This window comes from Streptomyces sp. Tue6028 (assembly GCF_002300165.1).
Classification (GTDB): domain Bacteria; phylum Actinomycetota; class Actinomycetes; order Streptomycetales; family Streptomycetaceae; genus Streptomyces; species Streptomyces siamensis.
In genome coordinates this window covers 213,831-231,991 of sequence record NZ_MLCE01000031.1, presented here as the reverse complement: position 1 = coordinate 231,991, position 18,161 = coordinate 213,831, and the positions used below count along the sequence as shown (strand labels likewise).

Genomic DNA, 18,161 nt, shown 5'->3' with positions numbered 1-18,161 from the left:
GGGGGATCGAGGTGGCAGGTCCGGTGAAGCGCACATCACGCGACATCCGTACGGCGAACCGCTATGAGGTGCTGCGTCAGATCATCGCCGAATCACCCACCTCCCGGCAGGAACTGGCGGCGGCGACGGGACTGAGTCTGGCCACGGTGGCCACGCTCGTCGGTGAGCTGCTCGACCTGCGCATGCTGACCGAGGTCGGTTTCGAGGACTCCGCGGGTGGCCGCCCGCGGGGCCTCGTGGCCGTCAACGCCTCGGGGGGAGCGTTGATCGGCGTCGACATCGCGGAGACGTATGTGCGGGTCGAGCTCTTCGACCTGGCGCTGAACGTGCTGGCGCGCGCCGACGAGGACATGCGCCCAGGCGAGAGCCGTCCGGAGCAGGTCGTCGGGCACGTCGCGACGGCTGTCGGTTCGGTGGTCGCGCAGGCCGGCGTGGAGGCGGCCCGGGTCCTGGGCGTCGGGGTGAGCGTGCCCGGCCAGGTCGACCGGGAGGGCGGCGTCTGCGAGTACGCCCCCAACTGGGACTGGCACGACGTGCCGTTGCTGGACCTGCTCGCCGAGCACATCGCCTACCCGCTGCACCTCGACAATCCGCTGCGCGCCTGCGCGGTCGCGGAGCTCTGGTTCGGCGCGGCCCGGGGGCGCGGAGACGCCGTGGTCGTCAATCTGGGCACGGGCGTCGGCGCGGGGCTCGCCCTCGGCGGCGGGCTGCACCGGGGGGTCAGCAACAGCGCCGGCGAGTGGGGCCACACGACGCTGGTCCTGGACGGCCGGCTGTGCCACTGCGGCAATCACGGCTGCGTGGAGACCTATGTCGGGGCGCCGGGCATCATGCTGAATCTGCGGGAGCTGAGCCCCGGGAGCGCGCTGCTGCACCCGGAGGACCAGACCGCCACCATCGACGCGCTCGCGCGGGGTGTCGCCGCTCAGGACCCCGTGGCGCTCAAGGTCGTACGGGACACCGCCCGTTATCTCGGCGCCGGGATCTCCGACCTGGTGAATCTGCTGAACCCCGAAGTGGTCGTGCTCAGCAGCTGGGTCGCGGCGACACTCGGGGAGCCGCTGCTGCACGAGGTGCGCGACGCGGTGGCCCGGCACGCGTTGAAGCGGCCGCTGGCCGCCACCGAGATCGTCCTCTCCCCCATTCCGACCGACCCCGTCTGCCTCGGCGCCGCGACGTTCGCCCTGGAAGGGGCCCTTCAGTCGGTCGGGCAGCGGGGCGCGGCCACGACACGGGTGCGGGCGCGCGGCGGCTCGAAGGGCTGACCACGGCCGGGGGTTCGACGCCGACGCCCTCGGAGCGCAGGCGCCCGGCCACGACTCCCGGCGGCGACGGCGCCGTCCACCGTCTCCGTGACGACGGATCGCGCCCCGGCCTGCTCATGTCGCAGTGATCACGCGGGAGTCGACGGTGTCCTCACGGCCGTTCCGACCGCCCGCCGACTTGTCCTGTCCGGCACTCCGAACCCGCCACAACACTTCGAACGGGCTTCGTCCAACCCCTTGCCGAAGTATTAGCCGAAGGTTAACGTCCCGCACCGCAACGTTCTTTGAGCCAGTTGGCGCGTGAGCGACCGAGCCGCAGCCGTATTCGAGACAAGGACGTCAAGCATGTCGGCAATGAGCAGCAGCAACTGGGACCGTCGATCCGTACTGCGTGCCGCCGCGGGCCTCGCCGCCCTCGGCCCGCTGGCCGCGTGCGGGGGCAACAACGGCCGCGGAGGGGGCAGCGGTTCGGGCGAGAACCTCGTCCAGTACTTCCACGCGTACGGCGAGGCCGGCACCGAACAGGCCGTCAAGCGGTACGCGAAGGCCTACGACAAGGCGAACGTGACCACGCAGTGGATCACCGGCTCCGACTTCGAGAGCAAGCTCTTCGCCTCCCTGCTCACCAAGAACGCGCCCGACCTGTTCGAGTTCCATCCACAGATCCAGCTCGTCAAGAGCGGCCAGGTCGCCGACCTGAGCGACATCGTCGAGCCGGTCAAGGACGACTTCAATCCGGCCGACATCGCCTCGCACACGGTCGACGGGAAGATCTACGGCGTCCGGATGATCGACGACCCGCAGTTCTTCTTCTACCGCCCGTCGCTGCTGGAGAAGGCGGGCGTCGAGGTGCCGACCACGCTCGACGAGCTGATCGAGGCCGCCGCCAAGCTCACCACCGGCAAGGTCAAGGGCCTGTTCCTCGGCAACGACCTGCACGCGGTCATCAACCCGATGATCTGGTCCGCCGGCGCCGACACCCTCGACGACCAGAACCGGATCGCGTACCACACGGAGGGGGTCAAGGAAGGCCTCAAGAAGATGCGCAAGCTCTTCACCAGCGGGGATCTCCTCCTCGACGCCCCGGCCGACTACTGGGACCCCTCCGCGATCGACCAGGGCCTGTGCGCGATCCAGTTCTGCGGCATGTGGGCCATGCCGCAGATGCAGAAGGCACTCGGCGACGACATCGGCGTCTTCCCCTTCCCCAAGGTCACCGACGGCGGCAAACCCTCCGTCTACAACGGCGGCTGGTCCATGTTCGTCAACGCCAAGGGCAAGAACGTCGACCTGGCCAAGGAGTACGTGAAGTGGCTGTGGATCGACCAGAAGAAGTACCAGGAGGACTGGTCGCTCTCCTACGGATTCCACATACCGCCCCGCTCCTCGCTCGCCGCGGGCGCCACCAAGCTCAAGTCCGGCCTGCCCGCCGAGGGCGTCAACCTCTTCAACGAGTACGGGCACTTCGACAACATCGGCTGGACCCAGAGCATGATCACCGCGCTGGAGGACGTCTTCGCCGACTGCGTCCGCAAGGACGGTGACCCGGAGGCCGCTCTGGACAAGGCCGACACGACCGTGAACCGCGAGCTCAAGAAGCTCTTCGGATAGGCCGGGGGGCGGGTTACGACATGTCGACCACCACCACGCGCGGTGCCGCGCGCCCCGCCCCGGCCGCGGCCTTTCCGGCCCGGCCGAGGCGGGGGCCGCGGGGCAGCAGCACCCTCGCCTTCTGGGTCTTCACCGGCCCGTTCCTCATCGGCCTGCTGGTCTTCGTCTACATCCCGATCGGCTGGAGCCTCTGGCTGAGCTTCTTCGAGGCACGCTTCACGGTCACCCCCGACAAGTTCGTCGGTCTCGACAACTACCGGCAGATGCTGGAGAACAGCGACTTCACCGGCGCCCTCGTCACCTTCACCGTCTTCGCCGCACTCATCGTGCCCCTGACCTGGGCCGTCTCGCTGGGGCTCGCGCTGATGGTCAACCGACTGCGCTTCATGCGGGCATTCTTCCGCTCCGTGTTCTTCCTGCCCACCGCGTGCAGCTACGTCGCCGCCTCGCTGATCTGGAAGATGTCCCTCTTCAGCGGGGTCCGCTTCGGCCTGATGAACACGGTCCTCGGCTGGTTCGGCATCGAGAACATCGCCTGGCTGGCGAACCCCGACCCGCCCTGGTACTGGCTCGTCATCGTCAGCGCGCGCCTGTGGCTCCAGTCCGGCTTCTACATGATCCTGTTCCTGGCGGCGCTCCAGAACATCCCGCCGGAGCTATACGAGGCCGCCGCCATCGACGGTGCCAGGCCCGGCTGGCAGACCTTCCGCCACATCACCCTGCCGCAGCTGCGCGCGACGTCGACCGCCGTGATCCTGCTGCTGCTCGTGGCCGCCTACCAGGCCTTCGACGAGTTCTTCAACCTGCTGTCGAAGACCACGTGGGGCCGTCCGCCCCTCGTCGAGCTGTACTACACGGCACTCGGCCAGGCCCAGGACTACGGAGCGGGCAGCGCGGGCGCCGTCATCCTCACCCTGCTGATCTGCCTCGTCACCCTGCTCCAGGGCAGGTTCATGGGATTCGGAAGGAGGGACGAGGCCAAGTGACCACCGTCGTCAAGGGCCGCGGGGCCCCCGTCGCCCCGCCGAACGGGCGCGGACGCCGACGCGACCGGCGCGGTGTCCTCGGCAACACCGGTCTGTACGTCGCCACCGGCATCGCGACCCTGCTCTTCCTGGTGCCCTTCTACCTGCTCGTCCGCAACGCCCTGTCCACCGACGCCGAAATCACCGGCGAGAACTGGAAGTTCTTCCCCACCCACCTCCAATGGGGCAACATCGGCGAACTGTTCGACGACTCCACGGTCCCCTTCGCCCGGTCCCTGTGGAACTCCGCGGTCGTCGGCGTCCTGCACACCCTGGGCACCTTGCTGGTCTGCTCCCTCGCCGGTTACGGCCTCGCCCGCATCCCCTACCGGCACGCCGACAAGATCTTCTACGCGGTCCTGGTGACCCTGATGGTGCCCGCCGCCGTCACCTTCGTGCCGAGCTTCGTGCTCGTCTCCTCGCTCGGCTGGGTGGACAGTCTGCGCGGGCTCGTCGTCCCGGGGCTGTTCAGCGGTTTCACCTGCTTCCTGTTCCGGCAGTACTTCCTGGGGTTCCCCAAGGAGCTGGAGGAGGCGGCGCGGGTGGACGGGCTCGGGTACTGGGGCGCGTACTGGCGCGTCGTCGTGCCCAACTCGCTGAACTTCTTCGCCGCGATCGCGACCATCACCTTCATCAGCGGCTGGAACGCCTTCCTGTGGCCGCTGGTCATCGGCCAGGACCCGCAGGCGTGGACGGTCCAGGTCGCGCTCTCCTCGTACATGACCAACCAGACCGTCAACTTCCATCTGATCTTCATGGCCACGGCCGTTTCCATCCTGCCTCTGGTGTTCGTCTTCCTCTTCCTCCAGCGCTGGCTGGTGCAGGGGATCGCGCAGACCGGCATCAAGGGCTGACACGTCCCTTCCACGACCTGGAGACCGATGTCTTTCCGCACCACCGCCACCGACTACGTCGAGGACGTCTCGCCGGGCAGCGGCGCCCTCCCGCCACGCGCCCGCCACCCCTCCTCGGACGCCAGGACCCTGTCACTGAACGGCAGTTGGCGTTTCCGCCTGTCTCCCACGGCCGACGCGCAGGACGACTCCTTCGCGGCGGCGGGCCACGACGCCGGGGACTGGGCCGAGATCACCGTCCCCGGTCACTGGGTGCTGCAAGGCCACGGATCGCCGATCTACACCAATCACCTCTACCCGTTCCCGGTCGATCCGCCGAGGGTGCCGACCGAGAACCCGACCGGTGACCATCTGCGTCACTTCGACCTGCCCGGCGACTGGCCCGCGCAAGGCGGCTCCGTGCTGCGCTTCGACGGTGTGGAGTCCTGCGCCCGGGTGTGGCTGAACGGCACGGACATCGGCGAGTTCAAGGGTTCCCGGCTGCCGCACGAGTTCGCCGTCGGGCACCTGTTGAAGCCGGCCGGCAACGTGCTGGCGGTGCGCGTCCACCAGTGGTCGGCGGGCTCCTACCTGGAGGACCAGGACCAGTGGTGGCTGCCGGGCATCTTTCGGGACGTCACGCTCCTGCACCGTCCGCCGGGCAGCGTCCTCGACCACTTCGTGCACGCCTCCTACGACCACGTCGAGGGCCTCGGGACGCTGCGCGTCGACTCCGACGTCGACGGGCGGGTCGTGGTCCCCGGCCTCGACATCGACGTCGCGACCGGCGAGCCGGTGACCGTGCCGGTGCGGCCGTGGACCGCGGAGACGCCCCGGCTCTACGACGGCACCCTGGTCACCGAGGGCGAACGCGTCCCGCTGCGCATCGGCTTCCGCACGGTCGCGCTCGACGACGGCCTGATCAAGGTCAACGGCCGGGCGATCCTCCTCAAGGGCGTCAACCGGCACGAGTGGCACCCGGAGCGGGGCCGCGCACTCGATCTGGAGACCATGTGCGAGGACGTGCTGCTGATGAAGCGGCACAACATCAACGCCGTGCGCACCTCGCACTACCCGCCGCACCCCGCCTTCCTCGACCTGTGCGACGAGTACGGGCTGTGGGTGATCGACGAGTGCGACCTGGAGACCCACGGCTTCACCGAGCAGGCCTGGCGCGACAATCCCGTCGACGACGAACGCTGGACGCCGGCGCTGCTCGACCGAGCGGCCCGGATGGTCGAGCGCGACAAGAACCACCCTTCCGTCGTCGTCTGGTCGCTCGGCAACGAGGCCGGCACGGGGCGCGGCCTCACCGCGATGGCCGAGTGGATCCGTGGCCGGGACGGTTCACGGCTGATCCACTACGAGGGCGACCCCGACTGCCGCGACACGGACATGTACGCGCGGATGTACGCCGGGCACGCGGAGGTCGAACGGATCGGCCGGGGCTTGGACGGAGGCACCCACAAGCGGCGCGGACTCCCCTTCATCCTGTGCGAGTACGCGCACGCCATGGGCAACGGCCCCGGCGGGATCGCCGACTACCAGCGTCTTTTCGAGTCCTACGACCGCATCCAGGGCGGCTTCGTCTGGGAGTGGATCGACCACGGGATCAAGGACGAACGGTACGGGTTCGCGTACGGCGGCGACTTCGGCGAGGAGCTGCACGACGGGAACTTCGTGTGCGACGGACTGCTCTTCCCCGACCGCACGCCGTCGCCCGGACTCGTCGAGTACAAGAAGGTGATCGAGCCGGTCCGCATCGATGGTGACGGTCCGGCCGGGACGGTGCGCGTCACCAACGCCTACGACTTCGCGGACCTGTCCGGGCTGGCCTTCGAGTGGTCGTTCCAGGTCGACGGGGTGAGCGTCGAGTCGGGTGCGCTGTCGGTGCCCGCGCTCGGCCCGGGCGATTCGGCGGACGTCAAGCTGCCGCCGCCGTCCGCGGACGGGCGCGGGGCCGAGACGCAGTGGACGGTGCGGGCCGTGCTGGCCGAAGAGACCGCCTGGGGCCCGCGGGGCCATGTCGTGGCGTGGAGCCAACTGCCGGTCACCGAGCACCCGTTGCTCCGAGTCGCGCAGACCGACGGTCCGGTGCTCGGCCTGCGGGACATCACTCTCGGTCCGGCCGCCTTCGACGCCCGCACGGGTGCGCTGCGGACGATCGGCGGAATCGATGTCACCGGTCTGCGCCTGGACGTGTGGCGCGCGCCGACCGACAACGACAACGGCGCGCACTGGCAGCCGGACGCGCGCCTCGGCCCGCTCTGGCGCAGGCTGGGCCTGCACCGGATGCGTCACCGGCTGGACGCCGTGGAGCTGGGCGACGACGCGCTGACCGTACGCACCCGGGTGGCGCCCGCCGGCCGGGAGGCAGGCCTGCGCACGGTGTACCGGTGGACGTCCGACGGGACACGGCTGCGGCTCACCGTGTCCGTGGCACCCGAGGGCGCGTGGACGCTTCCCCTGCCGCGCCTGGGGATCCGGCTGGGGCTCACGGGTCCGGCGGACCGTGCGGTCTGGTTCGGCGGTGGCCCCGGTGAGGCCTATCCGGACACCGGGTCGGCCTCGATGCTGGGGCACTGGAAGTCCTCGGTGGACGACCTCCAGACGCCGTACGTACGTCCGCAGGAGAACGGCGCCCGGGCCGACGTGCGCCGGGCGGAGATCGGCGGTCTGCGCGTCGAGGGCGACCCGGCCTTCTGGTTCACCGCGCGCCGCTGGACGACGGAACAGCTCGACGCCGCCGACCACCTGACGGACCTGGTGCCCGGCGACACGGTCTGGGTCAACCTCGATCACGGGCAGCAGGGCATCGGTTCGCAGTCGTGCGGCCCCGGCGCCCTGCCCCGGTACCAACTGCACGCCGGCCCGGCCGAGTTCTCGTTCGTCTTCTCGGAGATCCATGACTGACACCCTCACGCCCGTCGCGGCCGGCCGGCTCTTCAGCCGTCCGGCCGCGGCCGCGTCCTGCGTCGCGTTCGTCCTCATCGGCATGCTCCAGGCGCTCTACGGCCCCGCCGTGCCCGGGCTGCGCGCGGAGTACGGACTGTCCCCGTCCGGCGCGGGTCTCGGTCTGAGCCTGCACTTCACCGGTGGCGTGGCCGGCGTCCTCGCCTTCAACGCCATCCACTCCCGGATCAGCAACAGGACACTGCTGGCGGCGAGTTACGCACTGATGGCCCTGGGCGGGGCGGGCTTCGCCCTTGCCCCGGACTGGCCCTCGGCGCTCGCCGCCGCCTTCCTCGGCGGTCTCGGCTTCGGCGGCATCGACTACGGCCTCAACCAGCTCTTCGCCGTCGGTTTCGGCGACCGGTCGACAGCCATGCTGAACGTCCTGAACGCCCACTTCGGCATCGGCGCGGTGCTCGGGCCCGCGCTCATCGCCTGGCTGGGGCCCGCGCACTACACGTACGCCTTCGGGGGCTGCGCCCTGCTGGCGGCGGCACTCGTCCTGTGCACGGGAGGCGTCCGTACGGCGACGGCGGACGCGACCGCACCGCCGCGGGCCGCCGCGTCGCTCGTCCCGTCCCGGATCCTCGTCGGCTTCCTCGCCCTCTACATCCTCAACGTCGGGGTGGAGGCGGGTGTCGGCGGCTGGGAGCCCACGCATCTGGAGACCGTCGGCTACGGCACGTCGGTCGCCGCGTCCGCCACCGCCGTCTACTGGCTGATGATGACGGCGGGCCGCTTCCTCGTCGTGCCGGTCACACTGCGGTACACGCCCGAACGCATCCTCACGGTCTGCGCCGCCGGGATGACGGTGTGCCTGCTGCTGGCGCTGGTGAAGGGGGCGGCACCCGTGGCGTACGCGGGGGTGGGCCTGTTCATCGCCCCTGTCTTCCCGACCGGACTGACCTGGCTCGACCGGGCCCTCCCGCGGGCGAAGCGGGCCGGGGCGTGGGTGATCGCCGCTTCGATGATCGGCGGTGTCGCGGCGCCCCCGCTGCTCGGCGTGGGCATCGAGGCGTCCGGGATCCACGCGGTGCCCTGGCTGCTGACGACACTGTCCGCCGCGTCCCTCGCGGCGACCGTGTGGCTCATCACGCTGACCCGGAGGACGGCGGGGTGAGGGGGCGGCACCGCTCCCTGCCGGCTGCCGTGATTGCGCGGGGCCACGACGCGTCACCGCTGCCCCGACCGCCCCCGCACGGCCGTGTTCCGTGTGCGGCCGAGGTGTCCGGTCACGGCCGCTCGCGCCGGAGTTCGCGCGCCGACCTCCCGTACTGCGCTCTCAGTGCGCGCGCCAGGTGGCGCGGGTCGTGGACGCCCCAGCGCGCGGCGACCGCCGCCGTCGTACGGCTGTCGTGGGCCGGGTCGAGCAGGTCGCGGCGAATGCGCGCGAGACGCTCGCGACGGAGCCAGGCCGCGTAGGGTTCACCGGTCCGCTGGAACAGCCGGTGCAGCTGGCGCGCCGAGATGCCGTGGGCCGCGGCGGCCGAGTCGACGCACAGGGACGGGTCGGAGATGTTGGCCAGCGTGTAGACGCGGATGCGGTCCACCAGGGCGGTCTCGGTGTCCATCCGGCCGGGTACCGCGCCGTCCGTGAAAGCCGCGACGAGCAGGGACACCAGGGCGTCACCGAGATGGGCCCGCTGCGCTCCGGACAGTTCGTCGAGGTGCCGGCCGAGGCCGTCCAGGAAGGCGGAGAGCACGGCCTGCGCCCCGGACTCGGCCGGCAGCCGCCGGGCCGCCCGGCCGGCGACGGCGTCCGCGTACCGGCCGAGCTCGGTGCGCGAGATGCCGACGGCCGTCACGTCACAACCGTCGGCGACCGCGAGCCGGTAGGGCCGCGTCATGTCGAGCACCACGAAGTCCCCGCCGTGCGCACGGGACTGCAGGCCGTCCTGGTCCACCGCCGCGGGTCGCGGTGAGCGGTGCAGCGTGATCTTCAGCAGTTCGGGGTCGGTGGAGGTGATCACCCGGGGGGTCCGTGCGACGAGGTGCCCGGAGCCCCGGATGCGCGCCACGGACAGGCGCCCGACGGCCACCGCGTCGATGTCGGCGCGGAACCCGTCCACGCCCTTCGCGGTCACCGCGAGCGGGGCGAGGATCGTGGACGCCGCGGTCTGCAACTGGCCCACGGTGGCCCGGCGTACGTGCAGGGCTCCTAAGTGAGGGTCGTTCACGGGGCTGCCCCCTTGTCACCGCGCCGTGCACCGCGCGTGCCGCGAATCCTTCACTGCGTGGACGCGAACGGCGGGTGTCCGGTTCCGTGGCGCGGATCGGCGGCACCGCGGGCGGGAACCGGAGACTCGGCCGGCGGCGGTGTGCGTAGCGTGGTGCGAGGGGAGCGATGTCGGCTGGGACTTTCGCGATGGTTCCAGCCGACTGCCTCCGCGACGCGGCCTCCGCCGGGCTCCTCGGCATCCGCGGGTCTCCTCCGCCCACCTCGGGCCCCTCCGCCGCCGCGGGTCTCCTCCGCCCACCTCAGGCCCCTCCGCCACCGCGGGCTCCTCGGCCGGCGACCCCTCCGCCTCCGCCGTTCGCGTCTTCCGGAGCGGGCGTCTTCCGGAGCTCGTGTCTTCCCGGTCTTCCCGGTCTTCCCGGCCCGCGTCGTGCGAGCGCCATGTCCTGCGTGGCTCACGTCTCCCCGGCTCACGCCTTCCCTGGCCTTCGTGCACTAGGGTGATGCCTAGAAGGTCTAGGAAACGGTACCCGGACAGTGCGCCGGGGGCACGGAGGGGCGGTCAGTCATGGTGCGCGCAGGGCTCACCACCGAGCGGGTCGTGGAAGCCGCGGCCGACCTCGCGGACGAGGTCGGGTTCGAGAACGTCACGGTGTCCGCGCTCGCGCGCAGCTTCGGGGTGAAGGACGCGAGCATGTACTCGCACGTCAAGAGCGTGCAGGACCTGCGGTCCCGGATCGCGCTGCTCGCGGCCGGAGAGATGATCGACCGGATCGCCACCGCCGTGGCCGGACGGGCCGGCAAGGACGCGCTGGTCGCGTTCGCCGACGCCTATCGCGCCTACGCGCTGGAACGCCCCGGGCGCTACCGGGCCACGCACATGCAGCTCGACCCCGGTCTGGTCCCGGAGTCCACCGCCCGGCGCACCGCGGAGGTGACCTACGGGATGCTCCGGTGGTACGGACTGTCCGAGCCCGATCTGACCGACGCCGTGCGCCTGCTGCGCAGCACCTTCCACGGCTACTGCCACCTCGAAGCCATCGGTGGCTTCGGCGCGCCCCGTGACGTCCAGGCGTCCTGGGAACGCGCGCTGGACGCCCTGCACATCGCCCTGGAGCACTGGCCGCGCGCCGAGGAGGACGACCGTGCCTGAGTACCACCACTCCGTCTGCGGCAGTGGTCCGGTGCTGCTGCTCGTCCCCGGCGGCGCCGGGCATCCGATGGGCCTGGAGGGCGTCACGGCGCGCCTCGCGGAACGGTTCACCGTGGTGACGTACGACCCGCTCGGGCTGTCGCGCGGGCCCGTGGACGGGCCGGTCGGGGACCAGCGGGTCGGGGCGTGGAGCGAGAACGCCCGCCGGCTCCTCGACACGGTCCTGCCGGCCGGCGACTCCGCTGATGTCTTCGGCACCAGTTCCGGCGGCATCGTCGCCCTGGATCTGCTGACCCGTTTCCCTGAACGCGTCCGGCGGGTGGTCGCGCACGAACCGCCGACGGTCGAGGTGCTCCCCGACCGGGAGGCTCAGCGCGCGATGGTCCGCGAGGTGGACGCGATCTGCCGTACCGAGGGCGTGGCGCGGGCCGTCGAGCGCCTGGGCGCCGGATTGGAGGGGCGTCCCTGGCGGCCCGGGTCCCGGCAGGCGGTGGCGGCGGACGGCCCCGGCGCCCCGCCGTCGGGGCGGGCCGGCGAGGGAGGAGGCGCCCCCGGTCCGGACTCCCCGCTGGGCCTGTTCCTCGCCCATGTCCTGCGCCCGTTCGCCACCCACGCGCCGGACGTGGACGCCCTGAAGCGGCTCTCCGCGCGTCTCGCACTCGGCGTGGGACGGGACTCGCGGGCTCGACTGCCGCGCCGCACGGCCGAGTCGCTCGCCGGGCTCACCGGCGCGGAAGTCGTGGAGTTCCCCGGCGGCCATCTGGGCTGCCTGGAGCACCCCATGGAGTTCGCGGACCTGCTGGCCCGCACGCTCATCGGCCCGCGGGACCGGTCCGGGAGCTGAGCGCCTGCACCTCGTCGTAGGTCGGCGCCTCGCCTCGTGGCCGGCGTCCGGCCCGGATGTCCCCGACCGTGTCCAGGACGGCGCCCAGCGCCCGCCGGTACAGGAGCGATCCGAGGCTGACCCGGCCGACGCCGAGCTCGCCGAGGTGCGCGACGGTCGGCCCCGAGGGCGAGAAGAGGATGTTGAGCGGGACGTCCAGCGTCCTCAGCAGGCCCGAGATGCGCGCCGGGTCGGTCAGTCCGGGCACGAACACGCCGTCGGCGCCCGCCTGTCGGTAGGCGTCGAGGCGGCGTTCCGTCTCCCGCGGGTCGCCGTCGGCGAGCCAGTACGTGTCGGTGCGGGCGTTCACGAAGAGGTCCGGCACGGCGGCCTTCACCGCGGCGATCTTCTCGGCGTGCAGCCCGGCGGGACCCAGCCCGTCCTCCAGGTTGATCCCGGCGGCCCCGGCGGCGGCGAGCTCCCGCGCCAGCTCCGCCACCTCGCCGGGGTCCCGGCTGAACCCGTCCTCGGCGTCGACGGACAGGAGGCAGGGGACCGTGCCGAGACTCCGGGCCAGGGCCGTCGTCAGGTCCCTGGTGGCCGCCGCCCCGTCGGGCAGCCCCGCGGCGGCCGCCACGCCGAGGCTCGTGGTGCCGACCGCCGCGAATCCCCGGTCCGCGAGCAGGGCCGCGGAGGCGTGGTCCCAGGCGTTGGGCAGGAGCAGGGGCGCGTCGGCGCGGTGCAGCGCCGCGAACGGGGTGCCGAGGGAGGTCATACGGGCCACGCTAGCGGCGGAACACTTCGGCGGACGCCGAACCGTACCCGGCGCCACGGGGCCGGCAGCGGCGCCGTCTCACACGGGCGTCACCGTCCACGCCGACGGATCGGATCGCTCGTCCGGCGCCTCGAACCGGAACCGCGCCGACGGGCCCCCGGCCCAGCCGACGGACAGCTCGCGGTCCTGCGACACCTCCACGGACACCAGGTCCGCGAGGGGCCGGGGGTGCGCGTCGCCGGTGAGCCGGGCCAGGGCGACGAACAGAGTGGGCCCGTCACCCGTGACGCCGGCCGGGTCGGACTCCCCCGACAGGCCGTGGGCGGGCAGGAGTTCGGCCCGCAGCCCCTCCGCCGCCGTCCAGCCCGTGACCCGTACGCCGGTGCCGGGAGCCGCCCCGGTCACCAGATGGGCGCGCACCTCCACCGCCCCGTGCGCGATCACGAGACTGACGACCCGGGTGTCCCCGGCGACCGTGTGCCGGGAGGCGGCCCAGCCCTCCCCGACGCCCAGCGGCTCGATGCCCGTGCGGCCCGGGTCGCCGTCGATGACGACACTGTTGTCGTACGAGGGCGCGGGGGCGGGCCGTGTCGCCGTCGAGTAGGCGAGCCGCGTGTAGAACGGGTCGTAGCGGGCGTCCTCGCTGCCGTGGTTGTGCAGGCGGACGACCCCGTCCGAACCGGTGCTCTGGAGCAGCCAGTTGGGCGGCCCGACCGGGGTGACGGCGTCGGCCCGCTCCGCCGGGCCCGGCTCCTCGCGCGCCGTCCACGCCTCGTGCTCGGGCGGCAGGAGCAGCCCGACGAAGGCCTTGCTCGCCCAGTACGGGGACGCCGGGCCCGAATAGCCCTGCAGGAACGCCTCGTCGGGGCCGTGCCAGCCGAGCGTGAGCAGACCGCGGTCGTCGACGGCGCCGTGGTCGAGGAAGTGACGCAGGGCGCCGGAGGCCAGCCGCCGGGTCTCGCCCGGAGACAGGGGGGTGCGGCCGGTGAGCGCGCCGAGCCACAGGGGGGCCGCGGCGGCGAAGCGGTAGGTCAGGGAACGGCCCTGCAGCATGGGGGCGCCGTCGCCGCCGAACAGGCGGGCGTAGTCGGCGAGATGGGTCTCCAGTCTTGTGCCGTACAGGTCGAGGAGGTGGCTGTCGTCGGACAGCCAGGCGTGCAGCACCGGATACAGGTGCATGGCCCAGCCGTTGTAGTAGTCGAAGGCGCGGCCGGGACCGTCGCTGTACCAGCCGTCGCCGAGGTACCACTGCTCGATGCGCGCGAGTCCGCGGTCCACGGCGGCGCGCGCCGCCTCGGGTTCGTGGCCGATCTCCTGGAGGAAGCCGCCGACGGTCACCGGGAACAACTCCCAGTTGTTGGGCCAGGGTTCGGCGGTCAGCGCGTCACCGAGCCAGTGGGCCGCCCGCTGCCGGACGCCGTCGTCCAGCCGGTCCCACAGCAGCGGGCGGGTCAGGCGCAGCGCGAGGGCGATCGACGCGGCCTCCACCAAGGGCTGGCTGCGGTGCTCGACGCGCGGCCAGACACCCGCGGTTCCGGCAGCGAGACCGTCCGCGTACCTTTCGAGGGTCTTCTCGTCACGGCGGAAGGCGGCGATCAACAGGGTGCGGGCGTAGCCCTCCAGGCCGTCGGAGAGCCGACCCGACCAGCTCTCGTGATCACCGGGCAGGTGGTAGAGGGCACGGTCCTCCGTGGCGTACGGCTCCACCGCGGCCAGCAACGAGTCCGCGGCGGCCTCCCAGTGGGCGCGGGTGTATCCGGTGCGGGGGCTGAGGGCGGTGTCGGGCGGCGGCAGGTGCATCGGTGGTTCCAGTCCTTCCGGCGGGCCTGGGGCGCTCCGGTTCCGGTCGGGGCGCCCCAGGAGTCCATCCCTCCCGCGCCAGGCCCTCGGACACCGGTCGGCGGGTGACGAGTCCGGCACGGCCGAACCCGCCGTGCACGGTGGCGCCGTGCACGGCGGCGCAGGTGCCGAACGCGGGCCGCCCGCCCTGATCACGAAAAGACCTGGCCGCTGGACCGTATCGCCTGGGGCAAGCGCTTTCTAGTGGTCGGCCGCTTTTCGCAGGGCCGTCACCACCGGCAGGTCGTCCCGTCGGCGGCGACGGGTCATCCAGTGCGGCGGCCACGGATCACCCGTCGCCCGCCGCGGTCGCGGACCACCCGCTACGCCGGCCACGAGTCACCCGGTACACCGGCCACGGATCACCCGGTACGCCGGCCACCGATCATCCGGTGCGGTGGCCCGACGCCAGGCGGCTCGCCTCGGCGTAGGCCCGCACCAGCGGCCGGCGGTCCCCGGCCCGCCAGGCCAGGGCGAGACGACTCGGTGCGACACCGTGCACGGGCCGGGTGACGACACCGCCCCGGGTGAGCAGCGGCGCGTTGCCCGCGGCGAGCAGGCAGACTCCCCGGCCGTCCACCAGTGCCTCGTACGTCTCGTCGGCACTCGCGGCCTCCGCGCCGATCAGGGCCGGGCGCCCCGCGCGGGCTTCGAGGGCGAGCCAGTAGTCGCGCAGCACCCCGGCCGACTTCGGGATCGCGATGAACGGTTCGTCGAGCAGGTCCCGGAAGTCGACCTCCGGGCGGTCCGCGAGGCGATGCGTGTCCGGCAGCGCGACATGGCGCGGCTCCTCGGCCACCACCACCCACGCGTAGCGCTCCTCGTCCGGCACCGGCAGCCACACGAACGCCGCGTCGACCGAACCGTCCGCGAGCCCCGCGCTGGAGTCCGTCCAACTCACCTGCCGCAGTTCGACCTTGGCCGCCGGACACGTCTCGCTGAACCTGGATCTGATCGCGGGCAGCAGTCCTCCGCGGCCCGGGCTCGTGCTCATCCCGACGACGATCGTCGCCTGCTGCTCGGCCTTGGCCCGCTCCACGGCGCCGGACGCCGCCTCCCAGGCGGCGAGCATCCGCCGCGCGTAAGGCAGCAGGGCCGCGCCCACCGCCGTCAACCGCACATCCCGCCTGTCCCTCTCGAACAGATCGGCACCCAACTGCCGTTCCAGGGCGCGGATCTGCTTGCTCAGGGCGGGCTGGGAGACGAAGAGGCGCTCCGCGGCGCGCGTGAAGTGCAGTTCCTCGGCGACCGCCACGAAGTAGCGCAGGTCCCTGCCGTGCACGTCCATGGCCATAACCATTGGTTATCACGAAGGGTCTTGGACGGGCGACACGGTTCGCGGAGAAGCTCGGTGCATCGACAGCACGACCTGTACGAGGGAGTCGGACATGAGCAAGGTATGGCTGGTCACCGGCGCGAACAGCGGCTTCGGCCGGGCGTTCACCGAGGCGGCCGTCGCCGTGGGGGACGTGGTGGTGGCGACGGCCCGCAGGCCCGAGGCGCTGGCCGATCTCGTCGCGGCCCACCCCGACCAGGTCGAGGCGGTCGCCCTCGACGTCACGGACCAGGCGCGCATCGACTCCGTCGTCGCCGACGTGGTGCGGCGGCACGGACGGATCGACGTCCTGGTCAACAACGCCGGCCGCACCCATGTCGGCGCCGCCGAGGAGACCACGGACGGCGAACTGCGGTCGCTGTTCGACCTGCACTTCTTCGGGCCCGCCGCGCTGGTGCGCGCTGTCCTGCCGCACATGCGGGAGCGCCGCTCGGGCGCTGTCGTGCAGATGAGCAGCATAGGCGGGCAGATGACCTTCCCCGGGTTCTCCGCGTACTGCGGCACCAAGTTCGCGCTGGAGGGCTTCTCGGACGCGCTGGCCGCGGAGGTCGCTCCGCTGGGCATCAAGGTGCTGATCGTGGAGCCGGGGTCGTTCCGCACGAATCTGCTGGGCGGTGCCACCACGAGCGACGAGATCGCCGACTACGCGGACACGGTCGGCCCGACCCGCCGGGCGATCGCCGCCGGTGACGGTGACCAGCCCGGTGACCCCGCGAAGGGCGTCGCGGCGGTGCTGGCGGCGCTCGCCGACGTGCACACTCCCCTGCGGCTGCCGCTCGGCGGCGACGGTGTCGACGCCGTGGTCGGCCATCTCGACGCGCAGCGCACGGAGATCGCCACCTGGGAGAAGGTGGCGCGGGACACCGCGTTCGACGCGTGACAGCATCCGCGTGACGTCGCGGCGGTCGCCCCGGCCCGGATGGGCGCCGGGGCGACCGCGCTCCCGCCCCGACCGAGAAGCCCCCGCTCGCGGCAGGACGCCCGTGCTCCGGTGCCCCGGGCCGCGGCGACCGAGTGCTCCGGGCCGCGGCTCCGGAATGCTCCACGCCGCAGGTCCGGACGCAGCCGGCCACAGGAAGCACCGAGCGTTCCACGCCGCAAGCCCGAACGCACTCGGCCGCAGGCACCGAGCGCTCGACGCCACAGACCCAGCCCCCCGGCCGCAGGCACCGAGCCCTCACGCCACGGACCCGGACGCACCCGGCCGCAGGCCCGGCGTCGCGGGCCGGTCGCCGCGTCCCGCATCGTGGGCCGTGCGCTCACCAGGTGGACGGGACCGGATGCCGCCCACCGCATCGACTAGCGTCGTGACATGACCAGCGACACCCCCCGCACTCTCGCCGAGGCGCTCTCCCGTGGCAGCGTCGTGCTCGACGGCGGCATGTCCAACCAGCTCGAATCGGCCGGGCACGACCTGAGCGACGAGCTGTGGTCGGCACGGCTGCTCGCGGAGCGGCCCGAGGCCGTCGTGGAGGCGCACCTCGCCTACTTCGAGGCGGGCGCGGACGTGGCGATCACCGCCAGCTACCAGGCGACCTTCGAAGGGTTCGCCCAGCGCGGCATCCCGCGGGACAAGGCCGCCGAGCTCATCGGCCTGAGCGTCGCGCTCGCCCGCGAGGCGGCCGGACGCGCGCGGGCGAAGGGGGTCGCACGGCCGCTGTGGGTGGCCGCTTCGGTCGGGCCGTACGGGGCGATGCTCGCGGACGGTTCGGAGTACCGGGGGCGGTACGGGTTGAGCGTCGAGGAGCTGGAACGGTTCCACCGGCCGCGCCTGGAGGTGCTGGCCGCCGCCGGACCCGACGTACTGGCCCTGGAGACCGTGCCCGACACGGACGAGGCGCGGGCGCTGCTCAGGGGGGCGCGCGGGCTCGGCGTGCCCGCGTGGCTGTCGTACAGCGTCGCCGGGGACCGGACGCGCGCCGGGCAGCCTCTGGAGGAGGCGTTCGCGCTGGCCGCCGACGCGGACGAGGTGATCGCGGTCGGCGTGAACTGCTGTGCGCCCGAGGACGTGGACGGCGCCGTGGCCACCGCCGCGCGCGTGACCGGGAAGCCGGTCGTGGTCTACCCGAACAGCGGTGAGGCGTGGGACGCCCGGGCACGGTCGTGGACCGGCCGCTCCACGTTCACCGCCGAGCAGGTGACGGGGTGGCAGCGGGCCGGGGCCCGCCTCATCGGCGGCTGCTGCCGGGTGGGCCCCGAGGCCATCGCCGGGATCACCCGGACGCTGAAGCCCGCCTGACCCACCGGCCCGCGCCCGGCTCCGGGGGCCCGGTCCGGGCTTCGGCCGGTCCGAGCGCACCGACGCCGGGCCGGGCGCACCGACGCCGGGCCGGGCGCACCGACGCCGGGCCGGGCGCACCGACGCCGGGCCGG

At 72.6% G+C, this 18,161-nt stretch carries 14 protein-coding genes; 10 read left to right on the top strand and 4 right to left on the bottom strand.

The genetic code is table 11. The features are described from left to right. Nucleotides 1-23: 23 nt before the first annotated feature. The 6 genes from BKI49_RS29635 to BKI49_RS29610 all read left to right on the top strand — a co-directional run bounded on the left by BKI49_RS29635 (nucleotide 24) and on the right by BKI49_RS29610 (nucleotide 8,806). Nucleotides 24-1,265, top strand: coding sequence for an ROK family transcriptional regulator (locus tag BKI49_RS29635; protein WP_095937331.1), 1,242 nt, complete (start codon nucleotides 24-26; stop codon nucleotides 1,263-1,265). A 345-nt stretch (nucleotides 1,266-1,610) separates the two neighbouring features. Further along, nucleotides 1,611-2,876 (top strand): ABC transporter substrate-binding protein, encoded by a 1,266-nt coding sequence (locus tag BKI49_RS29630; RefSeq protein ID WP_095937330.1) that lies wholly within the window; start codon nucleotides 1,611-1,613, stop codon nucleotides 2,874-2,876. A 20-nt stretch (nucleotides 2,877-2,896) separates the two neighbouring features. Further along, nucleotides 2,897-3,862 (top strand): carbohydrate ABC transporter permease, encoded by a 966-nt coding sequence (locus tag BKI49_RS29625; RefSeq protein WP_095937329.1) that lies wholly within the window; start codon nucleotides 2,897-2,899, stop codon nucleotides 3,860-3,862. A 92-nt stretch (nucleotides 3,863-3,954) separates the two neighbouring features. Beyond that, nucleotides 3,955-4,755, top strand: a complete 801-nt coding sequence (locus tag BKI49_RS29620; protein ID WP_373557605.1) for a carbohydrate ABC transporter permease — start codon at nucleotides 3,955-3,957, stop codon at nucleotides 4,753-4,755. Nucleotides 4,756-4,782: 27 nt separating this feature from the next. Continuing rightward, nucleotides 4,783-7,647, top strand: coding sequence for a glycoside hydrolase family 2 TIM barrel-domain containing protein (locus BKI49_RS29615; RefSeq protein WP_095937327.1), 2,865 nt, complete (start codon nucleotides 4,783-4,785; stop codon nucleotides 7,645-7,647). Continuing rightward, a complete protein-coding gene (locus BKI49_RS29610) occupies nucleotides 7,640-8,806 on the top strand; it encodes an MFS transporter (protein WP_095937326.1) in 1,167 nt (388 codons plus the stop codon). The genes BKI49_RS29615 and BKI49_RS29610 overlap by 8 nt, the downstream gene beginning before the upstream one ends. A 112-nt stretch (nucleotides 8,807-8,918) precedes the next feature. On the opposite strand, the gene BKI49_RS29605 is transcribed toward BKI49_RS29610, so the two are convergent. Next, entirely contained in the window at nucleotides 8,919-9,863 is a 945-nt protein-coding gene (locus BKI49_RS29605; RefSeq protein WP_095937325.1) for an AraC-like ligand-binding domain-containing protein, read from the bottom strand. Nucleotides 9,864-10,430: 567 nt separating this feature from the next. Between BKI49_RS29605 and BKI49_RS29600 the strand changes: the two genes are divergently transcribed. Together BKI49_RS29600 and BKI49_RS29595 are read left to right on the top strand one after the other, a co-directional pair. Then, entirely contained in the window at nucleotides 10,431-11,015 is a 585-nt protein-coding gene (locus BKI49_RS29600; RefSeq protein WP_028800677.1) for a TetR/AcrR family transcriptional regulator, read from the top strand. After that, a complete protein-coding gene (locus BKI49_RS29595) occupies nucleotides 11,008-11,859 on the top strand; it encodes an alpha/beta fold hydrolase (protein WP_095937324.1) in 852 nt (283 codons plus the stop codon). Before BKI49_RS29600 ends, BKI49_RS29595 begins: the two co-directional genes overlap by 8 nt. Here BKI49_RS29595 and BKI49_RS29590 read toward each other — a convergent pair. The 3 genes from BKI49_RS29590 to BKI49_RS29580 form a co-directional block, all read right to left on the bottom strand. Continuing rightward, on the bottom strand, nucleotides 11,828-12,613 hold the full coding sequence (locus BKI49_RS29590) for an isocitrate lyase/PEP mutase family protein (RefSeq protein WP_095937323.1): 786 nt from the start codon (nucleotides 12,611-12,613) through the stop codon (nucleotides 11,828-11,830). The genes BKI49_RS29595 and BKI49_RS29590 overlap by 32 nt on opposite strands. Before the next feature lie 78 nt (nucleotides 12,614-12,691). Further along, complete coding sequence (locus BKI49_RS29585) at nucleotides 12,692-14,413, bottom strand: DUF2264 domain-containing protein (RefSeq protein WP_095937322.1); 1,722 nt, start codon at nucleotides 14,411-14,413, stop codon at nucleotides 12,692-12,694. Nucleotides 14,414-14,837: 424 nt separating this feature from the next. Next, nucleotides 14,838-15,746, bottom strand: a complete 909-nt coding sequence (locus tag BKI49_RS29580) for a LysR family transcriptional regulator (RefSeq protein WP_179332620.1) — start codon at nucleotides 15,744-15,746, stop codon at nucleotides 14,838-14,840. 94 nt (nucleotides 15,747-15,840) lie between these two features. On the opposite strand from BKI49_RS29580, the gene BKI49_RS29575 reads away from it, so the two are divergent. Both BKI49_RS29575 and mmuM read left to right on the top strand, forming a co-directional pair. Beyond that, entirely contained in the window at nucleotides 15,841-16,668 is an 828-nt protein-coding gene (locus BKI49_RS29575; RefSeq protein WP_095937321.1) for an oxidoreductase, read from the top strand. Between the two features lie 432 nt (nucleotides 16,669-17,100). Beyond that, complete coding sequence (gene mmuM / locus BKI49_RS29570) at nucleotides 17,101-18,027, top strand: homocysteine S-methyltransferase (RefSeq protein ID WP_095937320.1); 927 nt, start codon at nucleotides 17,101-17,103, stop codon at nucleotides 18,025-18,027. Nucleotides 18,028-18,161 lie beyond the last annotated feature (134 nt).

Excerpts from the sequence above, each read along its gene's own strand:
- BKI49_RS29610 (WP_095937326.1), top strand. The coding sequence starts at position 7,640 with ATGACTGACACCCTCACGCCCGTCGCGGCCGGCCGGCTCTTCAGCCGT.
- BKI49_RS29580 (WP_179332620.1), bottom strand. The coding sequence starts at position 15,746 with ATGGCCATGGACGTGCACGGCAGGGACCTGCGCTACTTCGTGGCGGTC.
- BKI49_RS29590 (WP_095937323.1), bottom strand. The coding sequence starts at position 12,613 with ATGACCTCCCTCGGCACCCCGTTCGCGGCGCTGCACCGCGCCGACGCG.
- BKI49_RS29585 (WP_095937322.1), bottom strand. The coding sequence starts at position 14,413 with ATGCACCTGCCGCCGCCCGACACCGCCCTCAGCCCCCGCACCGGATAC.
- BKI49_RS29615 (WP_095937327.1), top strand. The coding sequence starts at position 4,783 with ATGTCTTTCCGCACCACCGCCACCGACTACGTCGAGGACGTCTCGCCG.
- mmuM (WP_095937320.1), top strand. The coding sequence starts at position 17,101 with ATGACCAGCGACACCCCCCGCACTCTCGCCGAGGCGCTCTCCCGTGGC.
- BKI49_RS29630 (WP_095937330.1), top strand. The coding sequence starts at position 1,611 with ATGTCGGCAATGAGCAGCAGCAACTGGGACCGTCGATCCGTACTGCGT.
- BKI49_RS29625 (WP_095937329.1), top strand. The coding sequence starts at position 2,897 with ATGTCGACCACCACCACGCGCGGTGCCGCGCGCCCCGCCCCGGCCGCG.
- BKI49_RS29600 (WP_028800677.1), top strand. The coding sequence starts at position 10,431 with ATGGTGCGCGCAGGGCTCACCACCGAGCGGGTCGTGGAAGCCGCGGCC.
- BKI49_RS29575 (WP_095937321.1), top strand. The coding sequence starts at position 15,841 with ATGAGCAAGGTATGGCTGGTCACCGGCGCGAACAGCGGCTTCGGCCGG.